The organism is Micromonospora trifolii, assembly GCF_022229005.1.
GTDB classification, from domain to species: Bacteria; Actinomycetota; Actinomycetes; order Mycobacteriales; family Micromonosporaceae; genus Micromonospora; species Micromonospora trifolii.
In genome coordinates this window covers 250,991-275,705 of sequence record NZ_JAKKFD010000034.1, presented here as the reverse complement: position 1 = coordinate 275,705, position 24,715 = coordinate 250,991, and the positions used below count along the sequence as shown (strand labels likewise).

General features: G+C 71.9%; 19 protein-coding genes. 6 read left to right on the top strand and 13 right to left on the bottom strand.

The features are described from left to right. Positions 1-1,255: 1,255 nt before the first annotated feature. The 4 genes from uvrC to rsgA form a co-directional block, all read right to left on the bottom strand. On the bottom strand, positions 1,256-3,244 hold the full coding sequence (gene uvrC / locus NIE79_RS21515) for an excinuclease ABC subunit UvrC (RefSeq protein ID WP_238680263.1): 1,989 nt from the start codon (positions 3,242-3,244) through the stop codon (positions 1,256-1,258). Positions 3,245-3,425: 181 nt separating this feature from the next. Further along, positions 3,426-3,911, bottom strand: coding sequence for a Rieske (2Fe-2S) protein (locus NIE79_RS21510; RefSeq protein ID WP_238680262.1), 486 nt, complete (start codon positions 3,909-3,911; stop codon positions 3,426-3,428). Between the two features lie 163 nt (positions 3,912-4,074). After that, the gene (gene uvrA / locus NIE79_RS21505; protein WP_238680261.1) at positions 4,075-7,020 is read right to left on the bottom strand and encodes an excinuclease ABC subunit UvrA; all 2,946 of its coding nucleotides are present in this window, start codon (positions 7,018-7,020) and stop codon (positions 4,075-4,077) included. A gap of 205 nt (positions 7,021-7,225) precedes the next feature. Next, positions 7,226-8,296, bottom strand: coding sequence for a ribosome small subunit-dependent GTPase A (gene rsgA, locus NIE79_RS21500; protein ID WP_238680260.1), 1,071 nt, complete (start codon positions 8,294-8,296; stop codon positions 7,226-7,228). Positions 8,297-8,474: 178 nt separating this feature from the next. On the opposite strand from rsgA, the gene NIE79_RS21495 reads away from it, so the two are divergent. After that, entirely contained in the window at positions 8,475-9,191 is a 717-nt protein-coding gene (locus tag NIE79_RS21495) for a maleylpyruvate isomerase family mycothiol-dependent enzyme (RefSeq protein ID WP_238680259.1), read from the top strand. Between the two features lie 7 nt (positions 9,192-9,198). Further along, positions 9,199-9,852, top strand: coding sequence for an MBL fold metallo-hydrolase (locus NIE79_RS21490; protein ID WP_238680258.1), 654 nt, complete (start codon positions 9,199-9,201; stop codon positions 9,850-9,852). 220 nt (positions 9,853-10,072) lie between these two features. On the opposite strand, the gene NIE79_RS21485 is transcribed toward NIE79_RS21490, so the two are convergent. Both NIE79_RS21485 and NIE79_RS21480 read right to left on the bottom strand, forming a co-directional pair. Beyond that, the gene (locus tag NIE79_RS21485; RefSeq protein WP_238680257.1) at positions 10,073-10,681 is read right to left on the bottom strand and encodes a DedA family protein; all 609 of its coding nucleotides are present in this window, start codon (positions 10,679-10,681) and stop codon (positions 10,073-10,075) included. Between the two features lie 100 nt (positions 10,682-10,781). Then, entirely contained in the window at positions 10,782-11,465 is a 684-nt protein-coding gene (locus NIE79_RS21480) for a class I SAM-dependent methyltransferase (RefSeq protein WP_308193201.1), read from the bottom strand. 193 nt (positions 11,466-11,658) lie between these two features. Between NIE79_RS21480 and NIE79_RS21475 the strand changes: the two genes are divergently transcribed. Beyond that, a complete protein-coding gene (locus NIE79_RS21475; RefSeq protein WP_007462771.1) occupies positions 11,659-11,862 on the top strand; it encodes a cold-shock protein in 204 nt (67 codons plus the stop codon). A gap of 48 nt (positions 11,863-11,910) precedes the next feature. On the opposite strand, the gene NIE79_RS21470 is transcribed toward NIE79_RS21475, so the two are convergent. From NIE79_RS21470 to NIE79_RS21450, 5 genes are all read right to left on the bottom strand, one after another. Continuing rightward, complete coding sequence (locus NIE79_RS21470; protein ID WP_238680255.1) at positions 11,911-13,191, bottom strand: MFS transporter; 1,281 nt, start codon at positions 13,189-13,191, stop codon at positions 11,911-11,913. After that, positions 13,188-13,763, bottom strand: a complete 576-nt coding sequence (locus NIE79_RS21465) for an ArsR/SmtB family transcription factor (RefSeq protein WP_238680254.1) — start codon at positions 13,761-13,763, stop codon at positions 13,188-13,190. The genes NIE79_RS21470 and NIE79_RS21465 overlap by 4 nt, the downstream gene beginning before the upstream one ends. Positions 13,764-13,869: 106 nt before the next feature. Next, positions 13,870-14,745, bottom strand: coding sequence for a hypothetical protein (locus NIE79_RS21460; protein WP_238680253.1), 876 nt, complete (start codon positions 14,743-14,745; stop codon positions 13,870-13,872). A gap of 158 nt (positions 14,746-14,903) precedes the next feature. Beyond that, entirely contained in the window at positions 14,904-16,583 is a 1,680-nt protein-coding gene (locus tag NIE79_RS21455; RefSeq protein ID WP_238680252.1) for a CocE/NonD family hydrolase, read from the bottom strand. 3 nt (positions 16,584-16,586) lie between these two features. Then, positions 16,587-17,102: a MarR family winged helix-turn-helix transcriptional regulator gene (locus NIE79_RS21450; RefSeq protein WP_238680251.1), complete on the bottom strand. Its 516-nt coding sequence runs from the start codon at positions 17,100-17,102 to the stop codon at positions 16,587-16,589. 123 nt (positions 17,103-17,225) lie between these two features. On the opposite strand from NIE79_RS21450, the gene NIE79_RS21445 reads away from it, so the two are divergent. After that, a complete protein-coding gene (locus NIE79_RS21445) occupies positions 17,226-19,352 on the top strand; it encodes an MMPL family transporter (RefSeq protein WP_238680250.1) in 2,127 nt (708 codons plus the stop codon). Positions 19,353-19,397: 45 nt separating this feature from the next. On the opposite strand, the gene NIE79_RS21440 is transcribed toward NIE79_RS21445, so the two are convergent. Together NIE79_RS21440 and NIE79_RS21435 are read right to left on the bottom strand one after the other, a co-directional pair. Next, entirely contained in the window at positions 19,398-20,273 is an 876-nt protein-coding gene (locus NIE79_RS21440) for a lytic transglycosylase domain-containing protein (RefSeq protein WP_238680249.1), read from the bottom strand. Between the two features lie 34 nt (positions 20,274-20,307). Then, positions 20,308-21,729 carry a DedA family protein gene (locus NIE79_RS21435; protein WP_238680248.1) on the bottom strand — a complete coding sequence of 474 codons (1,422 nt, stop codon included), beginning with the start codon at positions 21,727-21,729 and terminating at the stop codon, positions 20,308-20,310. A 133-nt stretch (positions 21,730-21,862) separates the two neighbouring features. Between NIE79_RS21435 and typA the strand changes: the two genes are divergently transcribed. Further along, positions 21,863-23,731, top strand: coding sequence for a translational GTPase TypA (gene typA / locus NIE79_RS21430; RefSeq protein WP_238680247.1), 1,869 nt, complete (start codon positions 21,863-21,865; stop codon positions 23,729-23,731). 112 nt (positions 23,732-23,843) lie between these two features. Beyond that, on the top strand, positions 23,844-24,695 hold the full coding sequence (locus NIE79_RS21425) for a serine hydrolase (RefSeq protein WP_238680246.1): 852 nt from the start codon (positions 23,844-23,846) through the stop codon (positions 24,693-24,695). Positions 24,696-24,715: the final 20 nt, after the last annotated feature.

The following is a 24,715-nucleotide window of genomic DNA, read 5'->3' as shown; positions in this document are numbered from 1 at the left end:
CTGCATCGGGGGTGCCTGCCCACACAACCGCAGGGGGTTGTGGTTGTGCGGGGGAAGTTCGAGGGGTTCTGCCCGGTGACCCGCGCTGGGGGGTCGGCGTCGGGACAGGGTGCAACGGGTGCCGGTGGCGAGTCATTCCGCCTACCGCGGGGGCCGGCCTGTGGTGCTCGGCCGGGCGGGGGATGTAACCGGAGCGGCCTGCCGGATGTTCCCCGGCGGCTGCTTCCGGCGGGAGGGCCGGGCGGCTGTCCGGCGGGCCCGGCGGACCATGACCCGGGCTGTTGCGGTGGTCTGCCAGGTATAACGACCCGGCCCGGCCACCGATTCCGCCGTCGGGGTGGCCCCGACCACCCGACACCTGAGGCCAAAACCCGACAACCACCCACGCCGCCCATCTGGCGAACCCGACATGGCGTCCACGGCGTCGTGATCCACTCGGGTTCCTGAAAGTCGCGGTGTCCGAGCGCCGGGGACAACCCGACATCATGAAAGCCGAGTCGATCATGCGGGTCTGCGCCGTTTCGGGTGCCAGAGCGGTCTGGGCGGGGCGGTCCGGAGCGCGGGCGGGGCGGAGCGCGGGCGGGCGGGGCGCGGGCGGGCGGGGCGCGGGCGGGCGGGGCCCAAGATCTGGCGCGATTCGGCCCGACCTGAGGGCCACTGCGGGCTGCCGAGCGGCACGGAACTCGGGGCAGGGCCGGGATTGACCAGACGCCGGTCAGCGCCCACCCGCAAACCGTCATAGCGGACAAGCCGGCGTGATCGACTCGGGTTCACGGAAATCGCGGGGTCTGGGTGCCGGGGATACCCCGACATCATGAAAGCCGAGTCGATCATGCCGGTCTGCGCCATTCACGCGGCCTGACCGGGCCCACTCGGAGCCAGAGCGTGGGCGCGGATCAGGCCGACTCAGGGGCAGGGCATCGTGGTGGACTGGACCGACTCTTGGGGCAGAGATGTCCTGCGGACCGGCCCGGACCGGACCGGACCGGACCGGACCGGACCGGACCGGCCAGGGGGCAGTGCGTCCTGTGGCTGGCCAGGACAGCTGGCCGGGACAGGGGAAACCCGCCGTACGGAACCTCGCGCCTCGCATGATCGTGCTCAATCCAGGAAACAGGCCCCTCCCGACGCCTCGAGGCCACTACATCCAGGATCGAGCACGATCATGGGGGCACGACCGCCCATCAAGGGGCGAGCGAGGACAGCCAACGTGAGGTGGTCGGCCGCCTCCCGACCAGGCGAGCGAGGGCGGTGCTCAGGCGCTGGGCTTCGCCTCCGCGCCGTCGCCGGCCTTCGTGTCCTTGTCGAGGGCGGCCAGGATCGCCTCGGCGGTGCGCCGCCCCACCCCCGGCACCTCGGTGATCTCTTCGACAGTTGCGGCCGACAGCCGCTTGAGCGAGCCGAAGTGCCGCAGCAGCGCCTTGCGGCGCACCTCGCCCAGCCCGGGTACCTGGTCCAGCGCCGACTCGGTCATCCGCTTGGAGCGGCGCTGCCGATGGAAGGTGATAGCGAACCGGTGGGCCTCGTCGCGCACCCGTTGCAGCAGGTAGAGCCCCTCGGAGGTGCGCGGGAGGATGACCGGGAACTCGTCGTCCGGGAGCCATACCTCCTCCAGCCGCTTGGCCAGCCCGCACAGCGCCACATCGTCGATGCCCAGGTCGGCGAGGGCCTGCGCGGCGGCCGCGACCTGTGGGGCACCGCCGTCGACGACCACCAGCTGCGGCGGGTACGCGAATTTCCGGGGCCGGCCGGTGGTCGGATCGATCAGGACGCCGACCTGCGGCTCGACCGCGTCCTCGGGGGCGGCGGCGTCGTCGGCGGACTCCACGCCCACCTCGCCCGTCTCGGCCCGGGCGTCCAGGTAGCGGGCGAAGCGCCGACGGAGCACCTCGGACATCGCGGAGAGGTCGTCGGTGGCGCCCCGGACGATGAACCGCCGGTACTCGCTCTTGCGGGGCAACCCGTCCTCGAAGACCACCATGCTGGCGACCACGTCGGTGCCCTGGATCTGGGAGATGTCGAAACACTCGATGCGCAGCGGCGAGGTGCTCATGCCCAGCGCCTCGCTGATCTCGTCCAGTGCCTTGCCCCGGGTGGTCAGGTCACCGGAGCGCTTGAGCTTGTGCCGGGCCAGCGCGTCCTTGGCGTTGCGCTCCACCGTCTCCATCAATGAGCGTTTGTCGCCACGCTGCGGCACCCGCAGCGACACCCGACTGCCCCGGTGGTTGGAGAGCCATTCGGCCAGCGCGTCGGCGTCCGCGGGCAGCTCGGGGACCAGCAGTTCGCGAGGCACGTCGGCCTCGCCGTGCTCGCCGCCGTACACCTGGGTGCAGAAGTGGTGCACCAGGTCCCCGGTGGTCAGGTCCTCGGTCTTCTCCACCACCCAGCCGCGCTGGCCGCGGACCCGGCCGTCGCGGACGTGGAAGACCTGCACGGCCGCCTCGAGCGGGTCGTCGGCGAACGCGACGACGTCGGCGTCGGTGCCGTCGCCGAGCACCACTGTCTGCTTCTCCATGGCCCGGCGCAGCGCGGCCACGTCGTCGCGCAGCCGGGCGGCCCGCTCGAACTCCAGCTGCTCGCTCGCCTCGGTCATCTCGCGTTCGATCTTGCGGACCATGGTGTCGGTGCGCCCGGCCATGAAGTCGCAGAACCCGTCGACGATCGCCCGGTGTTCGTCGGCGGAGACGGTGCCCACGCATGGCGCCGAGCACTTGCCGATGTAGCCCAGCAGGCAGGGGCGACCGACCTGGCCGGCCCGCTTGAACACCCCGGCGGAGCACGTCCGCGCGGGGAACACCCGCAGCAGCAGGTCGAGGGTCTCCCGGATGGCCCAGGCATGCGAGTAGGGGCCGAAGTACCGCACGCCCTTGCGCTTGGCGCCGCGCATCACCTGGAGCCGCGGGTACTCCTCGTCGAGGGTGACGGCGAGATAGGGGTACGACTTGTCGTCGCGGTAGCGGACGTTGAACCGCGGATCGTACTGCTTGATCCAGGTGAACTCCTGCTGGAGCGCCTCGACCTCGGTGCCGACGGTGATCCAGTCCACCGACTCGGCGGTGGTGACCATCTGCCGGGTGCGCTCGTGCAGGTTCCAGACGTCGCCGAAGTAGGAGTTGAGTCGGCTGCGCAGATTTCGCGCCTTGCCGACGTAGATCACCCGGCCGGTGCCGTCGCGAAAGCGGTAGACCCCCGGTAGCTCCGGGATGGTGCCGGGTGCGGGGCGGTAGGTCGAGGGGTCAGCCACACCAACAAGCCTAGTCCGCAGCACCGACACCCCACCGCAGGCGTGATCCACTCGGCCTTACGGGAAGTCGGGGTGTCGGCACACCGCTGACACCCCGACTTCCCGAAACGCGAGTCGATCCTGCGACACCGGGCCGACCGGCCGGCGTGCGGCCGGGGCAGCCCGCCGGCCGCGCGTCGGATCAGGCCAGCGAGATCTGGTCGCCGGTGACCTTGATTTCCTTGGGCGGCAGCGGCTTGGTGGCCGGGCCCGCCTTCACCGAGCCGTCCTCGATCGAGAACTTGCTGCCGTGGCAGGTGCAGTTGATGGTGCCGCCGTCGACGTTCGTCACCGGGCAGTTCTGGTGCGTACAGATCGGGCTGAAGCCCTTGAACTGGCCCGCTGCGGGCTGGGTGATGACCACACCTTCGGCGGCGAGGACCTTGCCGCCTCCGACCGGGATGTCGGCGGTGGTGGCCAGCGACTGGGCATTCTGCCGGTCGCCGCCGCCGGCGTCACCGGTGCTGGGCACGGCGGGACCACCACTGGTGGGTGCGCCACTGCCGCTGCCGCCGTCGTCGCTGCCGCAGGCAGCCAGCACGACGGCCGCGCCGACCGCCCCGACGCCGGTGAGCAGGGTACGACGTGTCTGCGTACCCGGACCGGTCAGCGCCTGATCGTCACTCATGCCTCGCCTCTCTCTAGCCCGCTGCGCCGGTCGAAAGCCGGCCACACTTCTCCACACGGGCAACTGTGCCGGATGGTTCATCGCGGCACTCGTCCGACCCGGCAAATGCGGCGGGGCGGGTCGTCGACCGACCCGCCCCGCCCCTCGAACACGCACAGATTGGTCAGCGCGCGGCGGCCGGCACCTTACGGCTGGCCCGCGCCTTGGTCACGCCGTTGGCCTTGGCGGCCCGGGTGGTGGCGGCAGCCGCACCCTTGGCCTTGCCGTCGAGCTTGAGCACCTGGCGCAGGAACTCGCCGGTGTGGCTCTCGGCCACCTCGGCGACCTCCTCGGGGGTGCCGGTGGCGAGCACGGTGCCGCCCCGGTGGCCACCCTCGGGACCCATGTCGATCAGCCAGTCCGCGGTCTTGATCACGTCGAGGTTGTGCTCGATGGTGATCACCGTGTTGCCCTTGTCGACAAGCCCTTCCAGCACCATCAGCAGCTTGCGGATGTCCTCGAAGTGCAGACCGGTGGTCGGCTCGTCGAGCACGTAGACCGTCCGACCGGTGGAGCGCTTCTGCAGCTCGGAGGCGAGCTTGACCCGCTGCGCCTCACCACCGGAGAGGGTCGGCGCGGGCTGACCGAGGCGGACGTAGCCCAGGCCGACGTCGACAAGGGTCTTCAGGTGCCGGTGGATGGCCGGGATGGCGGAGAAGAACTCGGCGGCCTCCTCGATCGGCATCTCCAGGACGTCCGAGACGGTCTTGCCCTTGTAGTGCACCTCCAGGGTCTCCCGGTTGTACCGGGCGCCCTTGCAGACCTCGCAGGGGACGTACACGTCGGGCAGGAAGTTCATCTCGATCTTGATGGTGCCGTCACCCGAGCACGCCTCGCAGCGCCCGCCCTTGACGTTGAACGAGAACCGACCCGGGCCGTACCCGCGCACCTTCGCCTCGGTGGTCTCGGCGAAGAGCTTGCGGACGTGGTCCCAGACGCCGGTGTAGGTGGCCGGGTTAGAGCGCGGCGTCCGGCCGATCGGCGACTGGTCCACGCCGACGACCTTGTCCACGTGCTCCAGCCCGGAGACCCGGGTGTGCCGGCCGGGCACCAGCCGGGCGCCGTTGATCTGGTTGGCCAGCACCGCGTACAGGATGTCGTTGACCAGCGTGGACTTGCCCGAGCCACTGACGCCGGTGACCGCGATCAGCTGGCCCAGCGGGAACCCGACGGTCAGGTTGCGCAGGTTGTGCTCCCGCGCCCCGTGCACCACCAGCTCGCGGGCCGGGTCCTGCGGGCGGCGGCCCGTCGGCGTCGGGATCGACCGCCGACCGGACAGGTACGCCCCGGTGATCGACTCCTTGTTCTTCAGCAGGGCCGGCACCGAGCCGCTGTGCACGATCTTGCCGCCGTGCTCACCCGCGCCGGGCCCGATGTCGACGATCCAGTCGGCGGTGCGGATGGTGTCCTCGTCGTGCTCCACCACGATCAGCGTGTTGCCGAGCCCGCGCAGCCGGATCAGGGTCTCGATGAGCCGGTGGTTGTCGCGCTGGTGCAGCCCGATCGACGGCTCGTCGAGCACGTAGAGCACGCCCACCAGGCCGGAGCCGATCTGGGTGGCCAGCCGGATGCGCTGTGCCTCACCGCCGGAGAGCGTGCCGGCCGGGCGGTCCAGGGAGAGGTAGTCCAGGCCGACGTCGAGCAGGAACCGCAGCCGGGCGTTGATCTCCTTGAGGACCCGCTCGGCGATCATCTTCTGCCGGTCGGTCAGCTCGATGCCGGCGAGCAGGTCGGCGCACTCGCCCACCGACAGGTTGCAGACCTCGGCGATGCTCTTGCCGGCCAACGTGACCGCGAGCACCTCGGGCTTGAGCCGGGCACCACCGCATGCCGCGCACGGCACGTCGCGCATGTAGCCCTCGTACTTGTCGCGGGACCACTCGGACTCGGTGTCGGAGTGCCGGCGCTCGATCCACTGCACCACGCCCTCGAAGCCGGTGTAGTAGGAGCGCTCACGGCCGTACTTGTTGCGGTAACGCACGTGCACCTGATCGTCGGAGCCGTGCAGGATCGTCTTCTGCGCCCGCGCCGGCAACGCCCGCCACGGGGTGTCGATGTCGAAGTGCTGGGCCTCGCCGAGGGCCTCCAGCAGGCGCAGGAAGTATTCCAGGTTGTGCCCGGTGGACCAGGGCTGGATGGCGCCCTCACGCAGGCTGCGCTCCGGGTCGGGGACCAGCAGCTCCGGGTCGACCTCCTTCTTGGTGCCCAGGCCGGTGCACTCCGGGCAGGCGCCGTAGGGCGCGTTGAAGGAGAAGACCCGGGGCTCGAGATCCTCGATGGCGAGCGGGTGGTCATTGGGGCAGGCCAGGTGCTCGGAGTAGCGGCGCTCGCGGTCCGGGTCGTCCTCGGGAACGTCGACGAAGTCGAGCAGGACCAGGCCGCTGGACAGGCCCAGGGCGGCCTCGACCGAGTCGGTGAGGCGTTGCTTGGCGCTCGGCTTGACGGTGAGTCGGTCGATCACCACCTCGATGGTGTGCTTCTCCTGCTTCTTGAGCTTCGGCGGCTCGGTCAGCGGGTGCACCACGCCGTCGACCCGGGCCCGGGCGTAGCCCTTGGCCTGGAGCTCGGCGAAGAGGTCGACATATTCGCCCTTGCGGCCACGGATCACCGGGGCGAGCACCATGAACTTGGTGCCCTCGGCCATGGCGAGGACCCGGTCGACGATCTGCTGCGGGCTCTGCCGGGAGATGCGCTCACCGCAGACCGGGCAGTGCGGCTCACCGATGCGGGCGTAGAGCAGACGCAGGTAGTCGTAGACCTCGGTGATGGTGCCGACGGTCGAGCGCGGGTTGCGTGAGGTGGATTTCTGGTCGATCGAGACGGCCGGGCTCAGACCCTCGATGAAGTCGACGTCTGGCTTGTCCATCTGACCGAGGAACTGCCGGGCGTACGACGAGAGCGACTCGACGTAGCGGCGCTGCCCCTCAGCGAAGATCGTGTCGAAGGCCAGGCTCGACTTGCCCGACCCGGACAGCCCGGTGAACACGATGAGTGCGTCCCGGGGCAGGTCGAGACTGACGTCACGCAGGTTGTGCTCGCGCGCGCCACGGATGATCAGACGGTCGGCCACGGTGCGTGTACTCCCGGGAGAAGACGAAGCGAAGGATCTGTCCCGCTCTGGGTGGTCTTGAGCGGTCGTGCGGGCGCGGAAAACACGCCTCGGCAACTCTAGCCCCGAGGTATGACAGTTTCCCTCGCCCGCACATTCCCCCAGCTCAGCCCGGTCGGCCGCGCCGCCCGCAAGCCCGGGCGCCCGCGCGTCGACGGGCGCCCGGTCAGTAGCCGCCGGGCGTCGGCGGACGCGCGGCCCGACGCCGCGCCGAACGCCACCCGCCGCGCCGTTCCGCCGCCACCCGGGCCTCCCGGCGTCGGCTCTCGTGGGCCACCTCACCCTGCAGCCGCCGCCAGCTCTCCCATCGACGGGTGGAGAGCTCGCCGGCGTGCAGCGCCTCCCGGACCGCGCAGGCCGGCTCGCCGTCGTGGCCGCAGTCGGCGTACCGGCAGCCCTCGGCCAGCCCGGCGATGTCAGCGAACGCCCGGTCGAGGCCGGTTGCGCCGTCCAGCAGGCCGACCGCCCGGACACCGGGCGTGTCGATCACCGCACCGCCACCGGGGACGGGTACGAGGGCCCGCCAGGTGGTGGTGTGTCGACCCTTGCCGTCGACGCGCCGGATCGCCTGGGTGGGCATCATCACCGCCCCGACGAGGGCGTTGACCAGGCTCGACTTGCCCGCACCGGACGGGCCGAGCAGGCCGAGCGTGCGGCCGGGCGTCACCTCGGCGCGCAACGGCTCCAGCCCGAGGCCTCGTTCGGCGCTGACCGGCAGCACCGGCACCCCGGGGGCGATGTCGGCCAGCTGGCGGGCCAGCGCGGCCGGGTCGGCCGCGAGGTCCGCCTTGGTCAGTACGACGAGTGGCCGGGCGCCGGACTCGTGGGCCAGGGAGAGCAGCCGCTCGATCCGGCCCACGTCCGGCTCGGGGTGCACCGGCTCCACCACGGCGGCGGCGTCGAGGTTGGCGGCCAGCACCTGGCCGCTGGCGTCCTTGCCTGCGGTGCGCCGGATCAGCGCCCCTCGCCGGGGCAGCACCGCCTCGACGGTGAGGCGGCGGTCCGGCCAGTGAATGAGCAGCACCCAGTCCCCGGCGCAGGGCAGCGCGGACGGGTCCCGCGCGGCGGCGGTCAGCACCGCCCCACCCAGGCTGGCCCGGACCGGGCCGACTGCGGTCAGCACCGTGCAGACCCCCCGGTCCACCCGGGCCACCCGACCCGGCTGGTGCTCGCCGCGTCGCGCGGCGTACGCCGCCCGCTCGGCGTCCCAGCCGAGGGCGGTCAGATCGATCGTCATGGCATCCTCATCGGTGTCGAAGCTGGTGATGGCGGAACACGCGTGCCACGTCCGGCATGATCACCACCTCCGTCCGATGTCCCGGTGCCGCGTCTGCCGCTGACGGTAGGTCGCGCGCCGACGCGCCGAAAGCGATTTCCCCGGCGACGGCGCGACGGCGGACCGCTAGGGTCGACGGGTGACCACGGATCCGCTGCTGCTGATGGGCGAGGTGGACGCGGCCACCAGCCGACTACTGCGTACCGCCGCTTCTTTCGACGCCGCGGACCTGGCCGCCGCGTCGCTGCTGCCGGGCTGGACGCGCGGCCACGTGCTGGCGCATGTGGCGCGCAACGCCGACGGCTTCGTCAACCTGCTCACCGCGGCCCGCACCGGGGAGGCGCTGCCGATGTACGCCTCACTGGACGCCCGCACCGCGGACATCGAATCCGGTTCGGGCCGGCCAGCGGCCGCACACCTGGACGACCTGCGACGCACAGCGGACCTGTTCTCCGAGGCGGTCGCGGCGATGCCGGCCGATGCCTGGGCGGCGACGGTGCAGGCGCGTAAGGGCCCGTGGCCGGCGGCGCTGCTCGTCTGGGGCCGGCTGCGGGAGATCGAGGTGCACCACCTTGATCTGGCCGCCGACTACCGGGCCGCTGACTGGTCCGAGACGTTCGCCCACCGTCTGCTGCGGGAGGCGGCCAGTCATCACGCCACGGGGCCGACACCGCCGTCGATGGTGCTGCGTCTCGACGGCAGCGAGCACGAGGTGGTGATCGGGCATGGTGTGGACGCCCCGGTCGTCGCCGGTCCCGCGCCCGACCTCGCCGCCTGGCTGATCGGCCGCGCCGACGGCGCCCTGCTCTCCGTCACCCCTGACGGTCCCCTGCCTACTCCACCGGAATGGATATAGAAACGTCATGACATACAGCGGAGACGTCACGCACGGCGGCGCACCGGCGGTTCGGGAGCTGGACGGGCTGACCATCAGCAAGCTGTCGGTGGGTCCGATGGACAACAACGCCTACCTGCTGCGCTGCACGGGCACCGGTGACCAGGTGCTGATCGACGCCGCCAACGAGGCACCCCGGCTGCTCGAGCTGATCGGTGCCGGTGGGCTCACCGCCGTGGTGACGACCCACCAGCACATGGATCACTGGGTGGCGCTGGAGGAGGTCGTCGCCAAGACCGGCGCCCGGGCACTGGTGCACGCCGACGACGCGGCGGGGCTGCCGATCGAGGCGGAGCGGCTGGCCGACGGCGACACAGTGGCGGTCGGCGACTGCGCGCTGGAGGTCATCCACATCAAGGGGCACACCCCGGGTTCGATCGCGCTGCTCTACCGCGACCCGGCCGGCACCCCGCACCTCTTCACCGGCGACAGTCTCTTCCCGGGTGGGGTGGGCAACACCGACAAGGACCCGGAGCGCTTCGCGGCGCTGATCGGTGACGTCGAACACAAGCTGTTCGACAGGCTCCCGGACGACACCTGGTTCTACCCGGGCCACGGCAAGGACAGCACCCTGGGCACCGAGCGCCCCGCCCTCCCCCAGTGGAAAGCCAGAGGCTGGTAACCCACCACCAACCAAAAGACCCAACGTCGACCAAGAACCACCAAGATCAAAACCCACTGACGGTGGCGGCACCTCCGTGCGCGAGCCGAAACCACGACGGGGGCGGGGGCCCGCCGTGCCCGGCGCAGGGATCAAGCCTGACCGCCCGGAGCCGGGCACGGCGGGCCCCCGCCCCCACCCACCGCACCCGGCTCCAGAGCCCCCCAGAACAAAGACAAGCTCAGGCCACGACGGAGAACAACCGCCGCCGCGCCCCCAGCAACGCGACGGAAGCCAGCACCAGCCCGACCCCCATGGTGACCAGCAGTGGGCTGGGGTCGCCCGGCAGCAGCCCGGCCACCGACCGTGACGCGGTGCCCAGGGCGAGGTAGAGACCGGCCCAGGCGGCCGCGCCGAGCGTCGCGCAGCCGAGAAATCGACGGTACGACATCCGCAGCCCGCCGGCGGCCAGTGGCAGCAGCGCGTTGAAGACCGGCAGGAACGGCGCGACCACCATCATCCGGCCGCCGCCGCGGCGCAGGATTCCTTCGGCCGCTGTCCAACGGCTCTCGCCGATCCAGCCGCCGATGCGGCTGTCGCGCAGTCGGTCGGAGTAGTGACGGCCGACCAGGAAGCTCAGCGACCAGCCGGCCAGGCAACCGATCAGCACCGCGGTGAAGGTGGCCAGCCCGGTGCTCGGGCGGCCGACGCCGACGGCGGCGAGGATCGCCACGTCGCCGGGGACGAGGACACCCAGCAGCGGTACGGCGTCGAAGAGCATGACGAGCCCGAGCGCACCCATCAGCAGCAGAATCGGTAGTTCTCCGATCTGGGCCAGCCATTGCGTCATGCGTTGACGCTATGGCCGCGGCACCACTTCGGACATCGGGTCGTAGCCCCGAGTGACCCCTGGTATCCGCCTCGGGGTCGCCCCTGAGTCGGGGTCCGCCTCAGGCGGGGCGTAGCACCTGCACGTGGCGGAGCGACGAGTCGACTGACGGTTCGGTGGTGGGCACCGGGTAGTCGGCCAGCACGGTCAGGCGGTCCGCCGGTAGGTGTCCGCGGCCGGGGTCGCCGACCAGCACGTCGGCCCCTGCGGCGGCGGCCCGCTGAAGGAAGGGCAGCATCCGGTCGGCCATCGCGCGGTCGTAGAAGACGTCCCCGGCGACGACCAGATCGACCTTCGCTTCGGTGCTGTCGAGCAGGTCGTCCCCGGTGGCGTCGACGGTGACGTGGTTGGCCCGCGCGTTGAGGGTGACGGCGGCGACGGCGTACGGGTCGATGTCGTTGGCGATCACCTCCGCGGCGCCGGCCAGCGCGGCGGCGATGGCCACCAGCCCGGACCCGGCGGCGAGGTCGAGCACCCGGCGGCCGGCGGCCAGTTCCGGGTGGTCGAGGAGGTGGCGGGCGAGGGCCTGCCCGCCGGCCCAGGCGGACGCCCAGTACGGCGCCGGCAGCGTGTGTCCGGCGTTGGCCTCCATCCGGGCCCACCAGACGATCGCGTCCTCGGCCAGGTGAAGCCGCACCTCGGGGACGAACGGGGTGGGCATCAACCGGAGCCGGTCCAGACCGGCGCCGGGCGCGTGGATCTCGCGTTCCAGTTCGGTCAGCGCGTCGGCTGCGGCATCGCTCATCGGCGCAAGCATGCCCCAGCGGCGGTTGGTCGGGGCGGGTTTCACATGCCGCCGCGCAGAGTTCACCCGAGTTCAGTCAAATACCTACGGCACTTCGGCCAGCGGATCGGGGTTTTGCCCGTTACTGTCGAACAGGTACGGGCGATCATCGGCCAGAGGCCGAGGGTCAGCCGCTTTGAACAGGGAGAGATGCATGGCAACCGGCACGGTTAAGTGGTTCAACTCGGAAAAGGGCTTCGGCTTCATCGAGCAGGACGGTGGAGGGCCGGACGTGTTCGTCCACTACTCCGCCATCGCTTCGAGCGGCTACCGGGAGCTCAACGAGGGCCAGAAGGTCGAGTTCGAGGTGACCCAGGGGCAGAAGGGTCCGCAGGCGGACAACGTCCGCCCGATGTAGCTCCGTGCCGGTGACGGCGGCCGGTCTCCGGCCGCCGTCGCAGCGCACTCAAGACGCCGCCGGGGCGGCGGGCATGTCCCGCCGCCTCCGGATTGGCCCAACCAACAGAATCAACGGGGTGAGCGCCAGCCAGGCGGTCATCACGACAATTGCCGTCCCGACGCCGTAACGTGCGCCGATCGCGCCGGCCAGCACGGCCGCCAGCGGGATCGTGCCGTAGTTGAGCAGGTGCATGCTCACCGTCACCCTGCCCAGCAGGTGGTGCGGCGTGTAGGTCTGCCGGAAGGCGCCCTTGACCACGTTGCCGATGGCCACCCCGAGGCCGATCAGCAGACCGCCGACGGCTGGCCAGGCCAGCCCGACGCCGGGTGCGGCGAGCGGGATGAGCAGCGCGGGCGGGCCGGTGAGTGCCGCCGCGATCAGCAGTGCCCGCGCGGTGCCGCAGCGCCGGGCCAGCGTGGTGGCGAGCAGCGCGCCGATGATCCCGCCGGCGCTCATCACGCCGACGAGCCCTCCCACCAGCCCCGGCTGGAGACGTAGTTCGCGGATCAGGAACACCACCAGAACGGCCTGGTAGCCGGTCAGCCCGATGTTGCTGGCCGCGCCGAAGACCGTCAGCACCCGTAGGTACGGGTCCCGGATGACGAAACGCAGCCCCTCGGTGATGTCCCGGCGCAGCGATCGGGACCGTTGCGCAGGGCGTACGCGTGGTTCGCGGGTGCGGATGCGCAGCAGGAACACCGCGGAGAGCAGGAACGTGAGCGCGTCCAGCAGCAGTGCGGCGACGGCGCCGGTGAGCTGGGCGATCAGTCCGGCGAGGCCGGGTCCGATGACGTAGCTCACGGTCTGGGTCGCCTGGAGCTTGGCGTTGCCCTCCGGTAGTTGCCCGGGTCGCAGCAGCACCGGCAGGTAGACCTGGTCGGCGGTTTCGAAGAAGACCCGCGCGGCGCCGGCGCTGAGAGCGACCACCAGCAGCTGCACGACGGTGAGCCGGTCCAGCAGGGCGGCCAGCGGCACGCTGAGGAAGGCCACCGCGCAGAGCAGGTCACAGATCACCATCACCGGTCGACGGGGCAGCCGGTCGACCCACGCGCCGGCCGGCAGCCCGATCAGCAGCCAGGGCAGCCAGGCCGCGGCGGTGAGCACCGCCACCTGGAAGGTGCCGGCGTCGAGGACGGCGACCGCTACCAGGGGCAGCGCGACAGTGGTGACGTTGCTGCCGACGCTGCTGACCGCCTGGCCGGCCCAGAGAAGCCGGAAGTCGCGGTGCCGCAGCAGCCCTCCGGTCGGTCGGACGTCGGTGGTGTCGCCGCGGGTGGCGGTGGTCACGGTCGGGCCGGCACACCGTGGACGAACACGAAGACCGGCCTGCGGTCGGCGTCGTCGTCGGGTAGCTCCCGGTCGGCCCAGCGCGCGAGGACGTCGATCATCTCGCGGCTCAGCTCGGCCAGTTCCTCGGGTGTGAGGCGTAGCCAGTGGTCGGTGGAGAACGGCGCGTCGTTCCAGGTGGCCTGGGTGCTCTCGTCGGCGGCGTGCCAGGCCCGGGCCAGGGCGACGTGCCGGTCCAGGTTGAGCGAGGTGGCGGCGTCGGCGACCGCTCGGGCGGCCGGGTCGGCGTCGAAGTCGGCGTTGGACCAGCGCAGCTTCCGGGTGACCAGGCGCCACCACCGCTCGCGCCGGTCCCGGGCCAACTCGGGCGCCTCGGTGACCAGGTCGGCCGCGGCGAGGACCTTGAGGTGGTGGCTGACGTTCGCGGGTGCCTGGTCGGTGCGCTCGGCCAGCAGCCCGACGGTGGAGGGCCCGTGGACCTTGAACACGTCCATCAGCCGGCGGCGTAGCGGGTGGGACATGGCGGCCAGCACCCGGGAGTCGGTGACCTGGCGTACGTCGGAGCTGTCCATGACGACACAATGGCATCCGCAACAGCTCTTGCGCAATATTTGTTGCCCAAGAGCTGTTGCGGATGCGTCAAGAGGGGCGACCCGGCGGCCTCGGGCCGCCCCCCGCTCAGGCGACCAGCCGTCGGGCCAGCTCGTCGGCGACCTGCTTGGCCATGGTGGGCGGGATGGCTGCGGCGATCTTCTCCGGCGTCAGCGAGGCCAACACACCCTGGACGATCGCCGGCTCGTCGGTGAAGTCCTGGTTGGACAACGCGGTCAGCGCCGTCTGCAATGCGCTGATCTGGGCGCCGAGCGACTTCAACGTCGGGTGCGCCGAGACGAAGTTCGGGACTGTGACATCCTCACCCATCGACATCCGGGTGTAGATCTGCCCGATCGGGTTGCGGCCGTCCAGCACTGTGAGGTTCTTGTGGACGGTGGCCAGCCAGTTGTGTTCTTCGGGGGTCATGTCGTCGTCCTCCAGAAGTCCGATGGAGCTGAGGTAGCGGCGGAACAGGGGTCGCTGGTCGCGGCCCGCCTTGATGGCGTCGCGAAAGAAGCTGAAGTGGGTGTGCCAGCGGTGTGAGCTGTCGCCGCTGGTGCGCTTGCCCAGGCGATCCCACCGCTTCACAGTGGTGCCGTCGGGGCTGTAGATGATCTCCCGGATGTCCCGGGCGTCGGCCGCGTTCGCGGCGCACTGCGCGACGCACCAGACCGAGAAGCTGGGCAGGGTGTTCGTACGACCACCGGAGCGGACATTGAACTGGCCGACGTCCAGCGCCGCCGCGTCGAGGGTCAACCCGGCCCGGTCGCGGGGCGACTCGACCACCGAGTAGTCGTTCGTGACCACCCGGTCCGATCCGCAGTGGTAGCCACCCCGGTGAGCCGAGTCGCCGACGATGCCGACCTCGCCCGGGTCCAGGTCGTCTGGCCCAGGGGCGTTGTCGAGGTGAGTGAGGAGCAGGCTTCGGACGGCCAGAAGATTAGCCGGGGCCCGGGTCATGGGGTCCCCCTTTCCGAGAGGTGGGGACCGGGCACGACGTCACACCGCGTACGCGGTGCTGGGCTTCGGGCGAGCCCGGCCTACTGGTGCACGGCGCCGGGCGTTGACTCAACCATAGCCCGCGTTTTCGGCAAATGCCCAGCTCAGGACGGGTCTGTTCAGATTGGAGGTTGCGGCGGGGCAGAGTGGACGATCGGCAGCAGTAGCGCCGAGGGGTGCGCCGGGTCGTGCAGGACCTGCCGCCAACCAGCACGCAGCGTCACCGCCGTGCCGAGCGGCTCCCCGGTGCCGGGATTGCGGGCCCACCGTGGATGGGCGCCACCGGAGACCTGCACCCGCAGCCGGTGCCCGGCGGCGAACCGGTACGCGGTCGGCCAGAGCGGCACCGGAATCCGCAACGCCCCGCAGGGGTCGGCCGGGAAGCGCTCGGGTGTGACCCGCACCAGGCCGTCGCACACGTTCCACGAGCGACCCCGGCGGTCCACGTCGCACAGACGAACGAAGACGTCCAGGTACGGCAGGTCACTGCGGACGTGGATCTCGGCGCGGACCGGGCCGATCACCTCGACGGGCCCGGTCAGCGGGGCGCTGGTGTAGGTCAGCACGTCGGGGCGGACCTCGACGCGCCGGTTGTCCACCGGGCCGGCGCGTTGGGCGACGAGCAGTGGACCACCCAGCGACGGGGTGGGGTCGGCGGGGTCGTAGCGGAGCGCGTCCGGTGCCGACGCGACCGGTGGGCGTGCCGCCAGCTCGCCACCGGGTTGCAGGTGCCAGGCGGTCTCGGTCGCCGGGGGCGGCCAGTCCGGCAGGTCCCGCCAGCCGCCGCCGGCACCGCCGACGTGAATGCGCACGGGCGGCCGGGCCGGCCGCGCCGGACCGGGCGATCGCGGCACGGCCGGCAGGTGCTCGTCGAGCCAGGCCAGCCCCTCGCGCAGCGCGGCCACGAACAGTCCGGGACTGCCGTGCGTCCACGGGCCGATCACCAGGCGCGGCGGCGTGCCGGCGGCGCGCAGCACGGCGTGGTCGTCGAGCTGGGCGGGCAGGAAGATGTCGTGCCAACCGCTGACCATGACCACCGGCGCCCGCACCTTCGCGACCTGGTCGGCGAAGACCCGGGTCCGCCAGTACGCGGCCTGCGGGGTGTGGTGGCGCAGCCACTCCTGGAAGAACGGGATGGTCACGCCGGTGGCCACCCGGTCGGCGTCGGCGAGGGGGAGGTGATCCAGCGCGGCGGCCAGCCGGGGCTGCCCGCGCTTGAGTTCCCACTGCCGGGCCAGCCACGGCACGGTCTGCGCGTGCAGCAGCTCCGCCCAGGTCAGCACGGTGTCCAGGGCGAAGGACTCCCCCGCGTACGTCGAGTCGCGGGTGGCCGAGGCGGTCACCACGGCGACCATCGCGCGCAGCTCCTCGCCGGCGTCGGCGGCCAGGGCCCACTGGGCGAAGCCCTGATAGCTGACCCCGAACATGCCGAGCTGCCCGGACCACCAGGGTTGGCGACGCAGCCAGTCCAGGGTGTCGGCGCCGTCGTCGCGCTCGTGCACCAGCGGGGCGAACGTTCCACCGGAGCCGCCGGTGCCCCGGCACGACTGGATCACCGCGTGTCGACCCCGGGCGGCGAGCAGCCGACCGAGCAGCCGCAGCGGTCCACCCCGCCCGTAGGGGGTGCGGATCAGCACGGTCGGCGTGCCGCGGACGGCCGGAGCGTAGTGGTCGGTGCGCAGCACCACACCGTCGCGGGCCCGCACCGGGAGGTCGCGGCTGACCCGCACCGGGCCGGGGCGGGTCGGCGGCAGGCGCAGCGCGGCGCTGGCGAGGCGGGTGACGAGCCGGTCGGGCACCGGTCAGCCCGTCGGGCGGCGGGGTGACTCCGGCCGGGCGGCGCGCACCGCGTCGCGGTGCCCCCGCAGCGACTCGCTCATCTCCGCCATGAACCGGTGCACCACCTCCAGCTCGTCCTCGCTGAAGCGGGCCATCACCGTGTCGGTGCGGGCGCCCAGCGGCTGGAAGAACTGCATGGCCAGGGCGGCGCCCTGGTCGGCGTAGTGCAGCAGCACCTTGCGCCGGTCGACGGTGTCCCGGTCGCGGCGGATGTGCCCGGCCCGCTCCAGCCGGTCGATCAGGGCCGTGACCGAGCCGGAGGAGAGGTTCAGCTGCTCGCCGAGTCGGCCGGGGGTGATCGGGTCACCGAGCAGCTCGGCGTCCATCACCGCGATCAACGCTTGCAGGTCGGTCGGGTTGAGGCCGTGCAGGTTGGCGAAGGCGTGGCCGACCTGCTGGGCGTCCACCGCGTACCGCCGGAGGTTGTTGGTGATCTCCGCGACCAGCTGCTCACGGCGCGTGTCGCGCCGTCGGTACATGCCGTGAGTCGCCACCTCGCGCCGCTCTTCCCGTCGTCGGTCCCCCGGGTTGCAGCATAGAACAGCCCCGGATAATCTCGGCCATCAAGATACTCGACTTTCGAAGGACCTTGAGGTCACCTGATGTCTGTGTTCACCAGAGTCGCTCGGGGCCGGCTGGCCGCGTGGCTCACCGTGGCCGCCGCGATCGTCGTGGGCGCTGCCGTCTTCGGAACACCCCAGCCGGACAACCCGGCGCCGGTCTCCGCCACCGGCCTGTCCGTGCAGTGGCAGTCCACCCAGGTGCAACGTCTCCAGGATCAGCTGCCGTCGCGCGACGTGCAGCCGGCCATCGCGGTGATCAGTCGTGGTGACGGCGGGGCGCTGAGCGAGACCGACCGGACGACAGTCGGCGCTCGCGCCGACGACCTGCGCCGCTTCGCTGTGGGTGGGCAGGTCAGCCCCGCCCAGATCTCCCCGGACGGCGCGGTGGCCCTGGTCGCCGTGCCGCTGGACACCGCCGGCGGGCAGGAGGTCGTCACCGACACGGTGACCCAGCTGCGCGCCACCCTCGCGGACCTGCCCGACGGGCTGACCGCCGAGGTGACCGGCGCCCCGGCGTTCACCGCCGACCTCTCCTCGGTGTTCGACGGCGCCGACGTCACGCTGCTCGTGGTGACCGCCGCCGTGGTCGCGCTGCTCCTGCTGATCACCTACCGCAGCCCGTTCCTGTGGATCGTGCCGCTGGCAGTGGTCGCCGCGACCGAGCAGCTCACCCTGCGCGCGGTGGACGTCATCGTGCCGGGCGTCGGCATCAACCTCCAGCAGGGTCAGGTCACCGGCATCGCCAGCGTGCTGGTCTTCGGCGCCGCCACCGACTACGCGCTGCTGCTCATCGCCCGCTACCGGGAGGAACTGCGCCGCGAGGAGGACCGGTTCGCGGCGATGCGGGCCGCGCTGCGCCGCACCGCGGAGCCCATCCTCGCCAGTGGCGGCACCGTCGTGCTCGGCGTGCTCACCCTGCTGCTCAGTGAGCAGGAGACCAACCGGGCACTCGCCGTGGCGTGCGCCACCGGTGTGGTCTTCGCCATGCTCTCGGCCCTGTTCGTGCTCCCCGCCGTGCTGGTGCTCTTCGGCCGCGGCCTGTTCTGGCCGTTCGTACCCCGGGTCGGCGGCCCGGTCCGCGAGGGCCGGCTCTGGGGTCGACTCGGCGCCGCCGTGCAGCGCCGCCCGGTGGTGGTCGCGACGCTGGCCACAGTGCTGCTCGGCGGCCTGGCACTGGGTGGGCTCGGCATCCGCACCGGCCTGTCCGAGACCGAACAGTTCCGGGCCGAGCCCGAGGCGGTGACCGGGGCGCAGACCCTGGCCCGCGCCTTCCCCGCCGGCAGCACCCAACCCGTCGCCGTGATCACCACCCCGGCGGCGGTGAAGGCGGTCACCGACGCCGCCACCGCCGTACCCGGTGTCGCCTCGGCTCGCCCCGGCGACGCCGGTGCGGCCGTCGCCCAGGTCGACGTGGTCCTCGACGCCGAACCCGGCACGACCGCCTCGGACCGCGCGATCGAGGCGCTGCGGGCGGCGGTCGCCGCCGTTCCCGACTCCGCGCCGCCGGCCGCCGCCGGCGCCGACGCCCCGTCCGGGGCGATCGTCGGTGGCTCCGTGGCCGCCACGTACGACTCTGACGAGGCCAACGACCGGGATCTGCGCCTCATCCTGCCGATCATCCTGCTGCTCGTCGGCGCCGTGCTCGTGCTGCTGCTCCGCGGCCTGCTCGCGCCGCTGCTGTTGGTGCTCACCGTGATCGCGTCGTACTTCGCCAGCCTCGGCGCGGCCTGGCTGCTCTTCGACCACGTGCTGGGCTTCCCGGCCCTGGACAGCGGAGTGCTGCTGCTCGCCTTCGTGTTCCTGGTGGCGCTCGGGGTGGACTACAACATCTTCCTGGTCACCCGGGCCCGGGAGGACGCCCGCAGCGCCGGCACCCGCGCCGGGATGCTCTCCGCCCTGCGGGTCACCGGCGGTGTGATCACCAGCGCCGGCGTGCTGCTCGCCGCTGTCTTCGCCGTGCTCGGCGTGCTGCCGCTGATCACCCTGACCCAGATCGGCATCATCGTCTGCATCGGTGTCCTGCTGGACACCCTGCTGGTCCGCACGGTCCTGGTGCCGGCGCTGACGTTCCTGCTCGGCGACCGCTTCTGGTGGCCCGGCCGCATCACGCGCGACCCGGTGCGGGAAACCCCGCGCTCGCCCGAGCCGGTCGCCGCACACGACTGACCGACACGTCGGGGCCGTGGCGAATCCGCCACGGCCCCGACGGGGTCAGTACGACAGGCAGACGCACTCGCTCATCAGCGCCCGCACGTTGCGCACGTACGACGGGTTGGGGATGGCAAGCGGCTTCCCCTCCTGCGCCACCGCACCGTGCCCGAAGTTGTACGCGGCGATGACCGCGTTGAGCAGGCAGGAATTCAGCTCACTGGTGCACAGTGCCGGGTCGAGTCGGAAGTCGGACTCGAAGTACATGTCGCCGATGTACTTCGTCGCCCAGGCCAGGTAGGTGGCGCCGAGGTAGGCGTTGTCCTGGTAGGTGTCGATCTTGTAGCTCTGCTCGAACCGCTGGTTCATCCAGGTCGCGGTGGCCGGCATCACCTGCAACAGCCCGACCCCGCCGTCGCAGGCGTAGATGTTGGACTGCCAGCCGCTCTCCTGCCACGCGGTGGCCTTGAGCAGGGTGAGTGGGATCTTGATGTCCGGCGCCGAGACCGGCCAGTAGGTGCGGCCGGCCGCATCGGTCAGCGCCGCCTTCACCTCGGCCCGGGTCGCCTGGCTGCCCTTGTAGGTCGGCTTGCAGGAGCTCGGCGCGGGCTTCGGGGGCGCCGGCGGAACCTCGGTCTCGGTGGGCGGCTTCGGCACCGGGCGCGGCTTCGGTGCCGCCCGGGTCGGCTTCTTCGTCGGCTTCGGCTTCGGGGTCGCGCTACGACTCGGCGCGGAACCCATCGATTCGACGGCGCTCACCGACGGGCTCGGCTCCCCACTGGCCTCGTCGGACGGGGCGTCGGTCGGCCCGTCGGTGACGGCGGCCGGCGCGGCCAGGCCCGAGGGGCTCTCCCCCTTGGCGGCGCAGCCGGTCAGTGCGCTCGCCAGCAGGAGCCCGGCGAGCACCACGGCGCCCAGCCGATCGGTGCGTCGCACCATGGCGTTGCCTCCCCCGTGTGATTGTCGCCGCACCCTAACAAGGTTCGACTGGGCGGCGGTGCCCCTGCGACGGCCGTCGGGGGGTCTGGTCCACCGGGGGCTGACCGTTGCCCACCGCCCGGTCCCGGGTCGCCCAGGCGACCATGAACACCACAGTCCAGAGCACCCCGAGCAGCACCGCCGCGGCCGTTCCGCTCGCCGTCTCCAGCCCGAGGTAGAGCCGCGCGCCGCCGATCCCGAGCACCCCCGCCGCCGCGGCGGTCCAGGCGGCCACCGCCACCGGCCAGTGGGCGCTGCGCGACACCAGCCACGCCAGGGTGCAGAAGCTCGCCGCGACCACGGCGTTCTGGGTCGAGAGCGGGGCCACCTCGCCGCCGCCCGGGGCGGTCCCGTTCGGGCCGGTCAGCTCGGCCACCACGGCCAGGACCACCAGCGGCACGAACGCGCCGACTGTTCCGACCACGCTGAGCAGGTCCGTCCGCCAGGGTCGGTTGCGCCACGCCAGCACCGCCGCCACCAGCGCCACCAACAGGATCAGCACCGACCCGCGTACCACCGACACCACGACCAGCGTGACGTCGGCGGCGTCCGGGGTACGCCGAGCGGCGAACCACCCCGCGATGGCGCCGTCCAGCGCGGCCAGCCCACTGTTGCGGACCGCCACCGCCAGCAGACCGGCGATGGCGAGCCCGGCGGCGAACAGCAGCAGCAGCCCGGCGGCCAGATTGAGCAGCAGTGTCCAGGCCGGGCCGATCCGCATGGCCACCAGGAAGAACAGCACCCCGTAGCGGGCGGTGAGCCAGCGCACCGGGGGCAGCGCGCCGGCCCGGGACAGCAGCGCGCGCACCGGGTCGGGGTTACGACCCAGCCACCGACCCACGAGCACCACGCCCACCAGGCCGGCCAGCAGCAGGAGCGCCACCCCGGTGGCCCGGCCGAGCAGCCCGGAGACCGTGTCGTACGACTCACCGGCGAGGTGACCGAGCAGCACCGAACCGCTCACCCAGGTCACCACCCCGGCCAGGTTCCAGAGGGCGAACCGCCGGTACGGCATGCCGGCCGCACCGGCCAACCGGGGCACCAGGGTCCGGGCGAAAGCCACCCATCGGGCGGCGAACACCCCCCGCCCACCGAGGCGGGCCAGCATGGCGTCGGCCCGGGCCCACCGCTGCGGCCCGACCCGGTGCCCCAGCCCCGCGCGCAACCGGGAGCCATACCGCCGTCCGGCGCGAAAGGCCAGCCCATCGCCGAGGACCGCCGCGACGATCATCGCGAGCAACGCCGGCCCGAGCCGCAAGGTACCGTTGTAGGTGAGGAAGCCGACGAGCAGCAGGGTAGCCTCACCCGGCACGAGCAGGCCGAAGATCACCGCGGTCTCGCCCGCCACGATCAGCGCGGCGACCAGGTAGATCCACAGGGTGGGCAGACCCTGCACCCAGGTCAGCAGGTCGTGCACTCAGGCCCCCGGGACACGGGTGCCAGCATGCCAGCCGGGAGAACCACCGGCACAGCGGTTTCACCATAGATCAGGGGCACCTGGGGGTGACCCCGACGCAGCCTGCGCGAGCGCAGGCGGAAGGATAGAGGGTATGCAGCTTCGCACCGACCTCCGCAACGTCGCCATTATCGCTCACGTCGACCACGGCAAGACCACCCTGGTCGACGCCATGTTGCGGCAGGCCGGCGCGTACGGCGCACGCGGCGAGAACACCGAGCGGGTGATGGACTCCGGTGACCTGGAGCGGGAAAAGGGCATCACGATCCTGGCCAAGAACACCGGCGTGCGGTACCTGCCGGCGGACGGCTCCGACCCGGTCACCATCAACATCATCGACACCCCTGGCCACGCCGACTTCGGTGGCGAGGTGGAGCGCGGCCTGACCATGGTCGACGGAGTGGTGCTGCTCGTCGACGCCAGCGAGGGCCCGCTGCCGCAGACCCGCTTCGTGCTGCGTAAGGCGCTGCGGGCCCGGATGCCGATCATCCTGGTGATCAACAAGGTGGACCGTCCGGACGCCCGGATCAAGGAGGTCGTGGACGACACCTACGAACTCTTCCTCGACCTGGACGCCGACGAGGAGCAGATCGACTTCCCGATCGTCTACGCCTGCGCCCGCGACGGCATCGCCTCGCTGACCCAGCCCGCCGACGGCTCGGTGCCCGACGACAGCACCTCCCTGGAGCCGCTGTTCCGCACCCTGCTGGACACCATCCCGGCACCCTCGTACGAGGACGGCGCGCCGTTGCAGGCGCACGTCACCAACCTGGACGCCTCGCCGTTCCTCGGCCGGCTGGCGCTGTGCCGGGTCCGCCAGGGCACCATCAACAAGGGTCAGACGGTGGCCTGGTGCCGCACCGACGGCAGCACCCAGCGGGTCCGCATCTCCGAGATGCTGATGACCGAGGGCCTGGAGCGCACGTCGGCCGAGACCGCCGGCCCGGGCGACATCATCGCCGTCGCCGGCATCCCGGAGATCATGATCGGTGAGACCCTCGCCGACGTCGAGAACCCTGTCGCGCTTCCGCTGATCACCGTCGACGAGCCGGCCATCTCGATGACCATCGGCACCAACACCTCGCCGCTGGTCGGCCGGGTCAAGGGCGCCAAGGTCACCGCGCGGATGGTCAAGGACCGGCTCGACAAGGAGCTGATCGGCAACGTCTCGCTGCGGGTCCTGCCGACCGAGCGGCCGGACGCCTGGGAGGTGCAGGGCCGCGGCGAGCTGGCGCTGGCCATCCTGGTCGAGCAGATGCGTCGGGAAAGCTACGAGCTGACCGTCGGCAAGCCGCAGGTGGTCACCCGGGTGATCGACGGCAAGACCTGCGAGCCGGTCGAGCGGCTGACCATCGACGCCCCGGAGGAATACCTGGGCGCTATCACCCAGCTCCTCGCCACCCGCAAGGGCCGGATGGAGCAGCTGGTCAACCACGGCACCGGCTGGATCCGGATGGAGTGGCTGGTGCCGGCGCGCGGCCTGATCGGCTTCCGCACCGAGTTCCTCACCGACACCCGGGGCACCGGCATCCTGCACCACGTCTTCGAGTCGTACGAGCCGTGGTTCGGTGAGCTGCGCACCCGTAACAACGGCTCGCTGGTCGCCGACCGGGCCGGCGCGGTCACCGCCTTCGCGATGACCAACCTGCAGGAGCGCGGTCAGCTCTTCGTCGAGCCGACCACCGAGGTGTACGAGGGCATGATCGTCGGGGAGAACTCCCGCTCCGACGACATGGACGTCAACATCACCAAGGAGAAGAAGCTCACCAACATGCGGCAGTCGACCTCCGACGAGACCGAGAAGCTGGTCCCGCCGCGCAAGCTCACCCTGGAGCAGGCGCTGGAGTTCTGCCGCGAGGACGAGTGCGTCGAGGTCACCCCGGCCACGGTGCGCATCCGCAAGGTGGTGCTCGACCAGCAGCTGCGGGGCCGGGCCACCGCCCGCCGCAAGCACGCCGGCTGACCCACCAGCACCCGACACCGGGCGCGCCGGCCGCTTGCGGCCGGCGCGCCCGTCGTCTTTCCCCCGACGGGTACGCGGACCCGCCCACACCTGATCCGCTACGGTCACCGACATGACCTGGGATGATCTCGACGCCCACCTGGACCGGGTGCCCGGCACCGTCTCCGCGTACGTGGGACGACTCGACGCCCCGCCGACCTGGACCCGCCACGCGGACGCCGGCCACTACGCCGCGAGCACCATGAAGGTGGCGGTGCTCGCCGCGCTGCACCGCGCCGCCGAGGCCGGCACCCTGGACCTGGACGCCCCGGTCCCGGTCGTCAACGACTTCGACTCCGCCCAACCCGGCGCACCCCGCTTCGCCAACGCGCAGCCCTACGACAACGACGACGCGGTCTGGGACCGCGTCGGCGGCACCGCGTCGCTGCGCTGGCTGGCCGACCGGATGATCGTGCGCTCCAGCAACCTCGCCACCAACCTCGTCCTCGGCCACGTCGGGCTGCCAGCGGTCGCCGAAATCTGGGCGCTCGCCGGTGCCCGCAACAGCGTCACCGGCCGCGGCATCGAGGACTTCGCCGCCCGCGAGGCCGGCATCACCAACACGGTCACCGCCGCCGACCTGGCCGCGCTGCTCGGCGCCCTGGCCACCGGGGCCGAGACCCCCGGCCCACTCGCCTCACCGGCCGCCTGCACCACCATGCTGGACGTCCTGCTCGCCCAGGAACACCGCGAGGACCTCGCCGCCGGCCTGCCCGCGGGCACCCGCATCGCGCACAAGAACGGTTGGGTCCGCGGCGTCCGCCACGGCGCCGGCGTGGTGCTGCCCGACGACGCCCCGCCCTACCTGATCGCCGTCTGCACCACCACCGACCTGGCCGACAGCGAAGACCAGGTGGAGGACGACGCCTGCCTGCTGATCGCGCACATCTCGGCGCAGGTCTGGGCGGCCCGCCACCAGCTCTGACCCGACCGACTCCAGCGGTA

What these genes read in the sequence shown, in the direction of transcription:
- NIE79_RS21475 (WP_007462771.1), top strand. Translation starts at nt 11,659, where the DNA reads ATGGCAACCGGCACGGTTAAGTGGTTCAACTCGGAAAAGGGCTTCGGC.
- NIE79_RS21490 (WP_238680258.1), top strand. Translation starts at nt 9,199, where the DNA reads ATGACATACAGCGGAGACGTCACGCACGGCGGCGCACCGGCGGTTCGG.
- NIE79_RS21440 (WP_238680249.1), bottom strand. Translation starts at nt 20,273, where the DNA reads ATGGTGCGACGCACCGATCGGCTGGGCGCCGTGGTGCTCGCCGGGCTC.
- NIE79_RS21480 (WP_308193201.1), bottom strand. Translation starts at nt 11,465, where the DNA reads ATGAGCGATGCCGCAGCCGACGCGCTGACCGAACTGGAACGCGAGATC.
- NIE79_RS21460 (WP_238680253.1), bottom strand. Translation starts at nt 14,745, where the DNA reads ATGACCCGGGCCCCGGCTAATCTTCTGGCCGTCCGAAGCCTGCTCCTC.
- NIE79_RS21445 (WP_238680250.1), top strand. Translation starts at nt 17,226, where the DNA reads ATGTCTGTGTTCACCAGAGTCGCTCGGGGCCGGCTGGCCGCGTGGCTC.
- rsgA (WP_238680260.1), bottom strand. Translation starts at nt 8,296, where the DNA reads ATGACGATCGATCTGACCGCCCTCGGCTGGGACGCCGAGCGGGCGGCG.
- typA (WP_238680247.1), top strand. Translation starts at nt 21,863, where the DNA reads ATGCAGCTTCGCACCGACCTCCGCAACGTCGCCATTATCGCTCACGTC.
- NIE79_RS21465 (WP_238680254.1), bottom strand. Translation starts at nt 13,763, where the DNA reads ATGGACAGCTCCGACGTACGCCAGGTCACCGACTCCCGGGTGCTGGCC.
- NIE79_RS21485 (WP_238680257.1), bottom strand. Translation starts at nt 10,681, where the DNA reads ATGACGCAATGGCTGGCCCAGATCGGAGAACTACCGATTCTGCTGCTG.
- NIE79_RS21450 (WP_238680251.1), bottom strand. Translation starts at nt 17,102, where the DNA reads ATGTACCGACGGCGCGACACGCGCCGTGAGCAGCTGGTCGCGGAGATC.
- NIE79_RS21425 (WP_238680246.1), top strand. Translation starts at nt 23,844, where the DNA reads ATGACCTGGGATGATCTCGACGCCCACCTGGACCGGGTGCCCGGCACC.
- NIE79_RS21510 (WP_238680262.1), bottom strand. Translation starts at nt 3,911, where the DNA reads ATGAGTGACGATCAGGCGCTGACCGGTCCGGGTACGCAGACACGTCGT.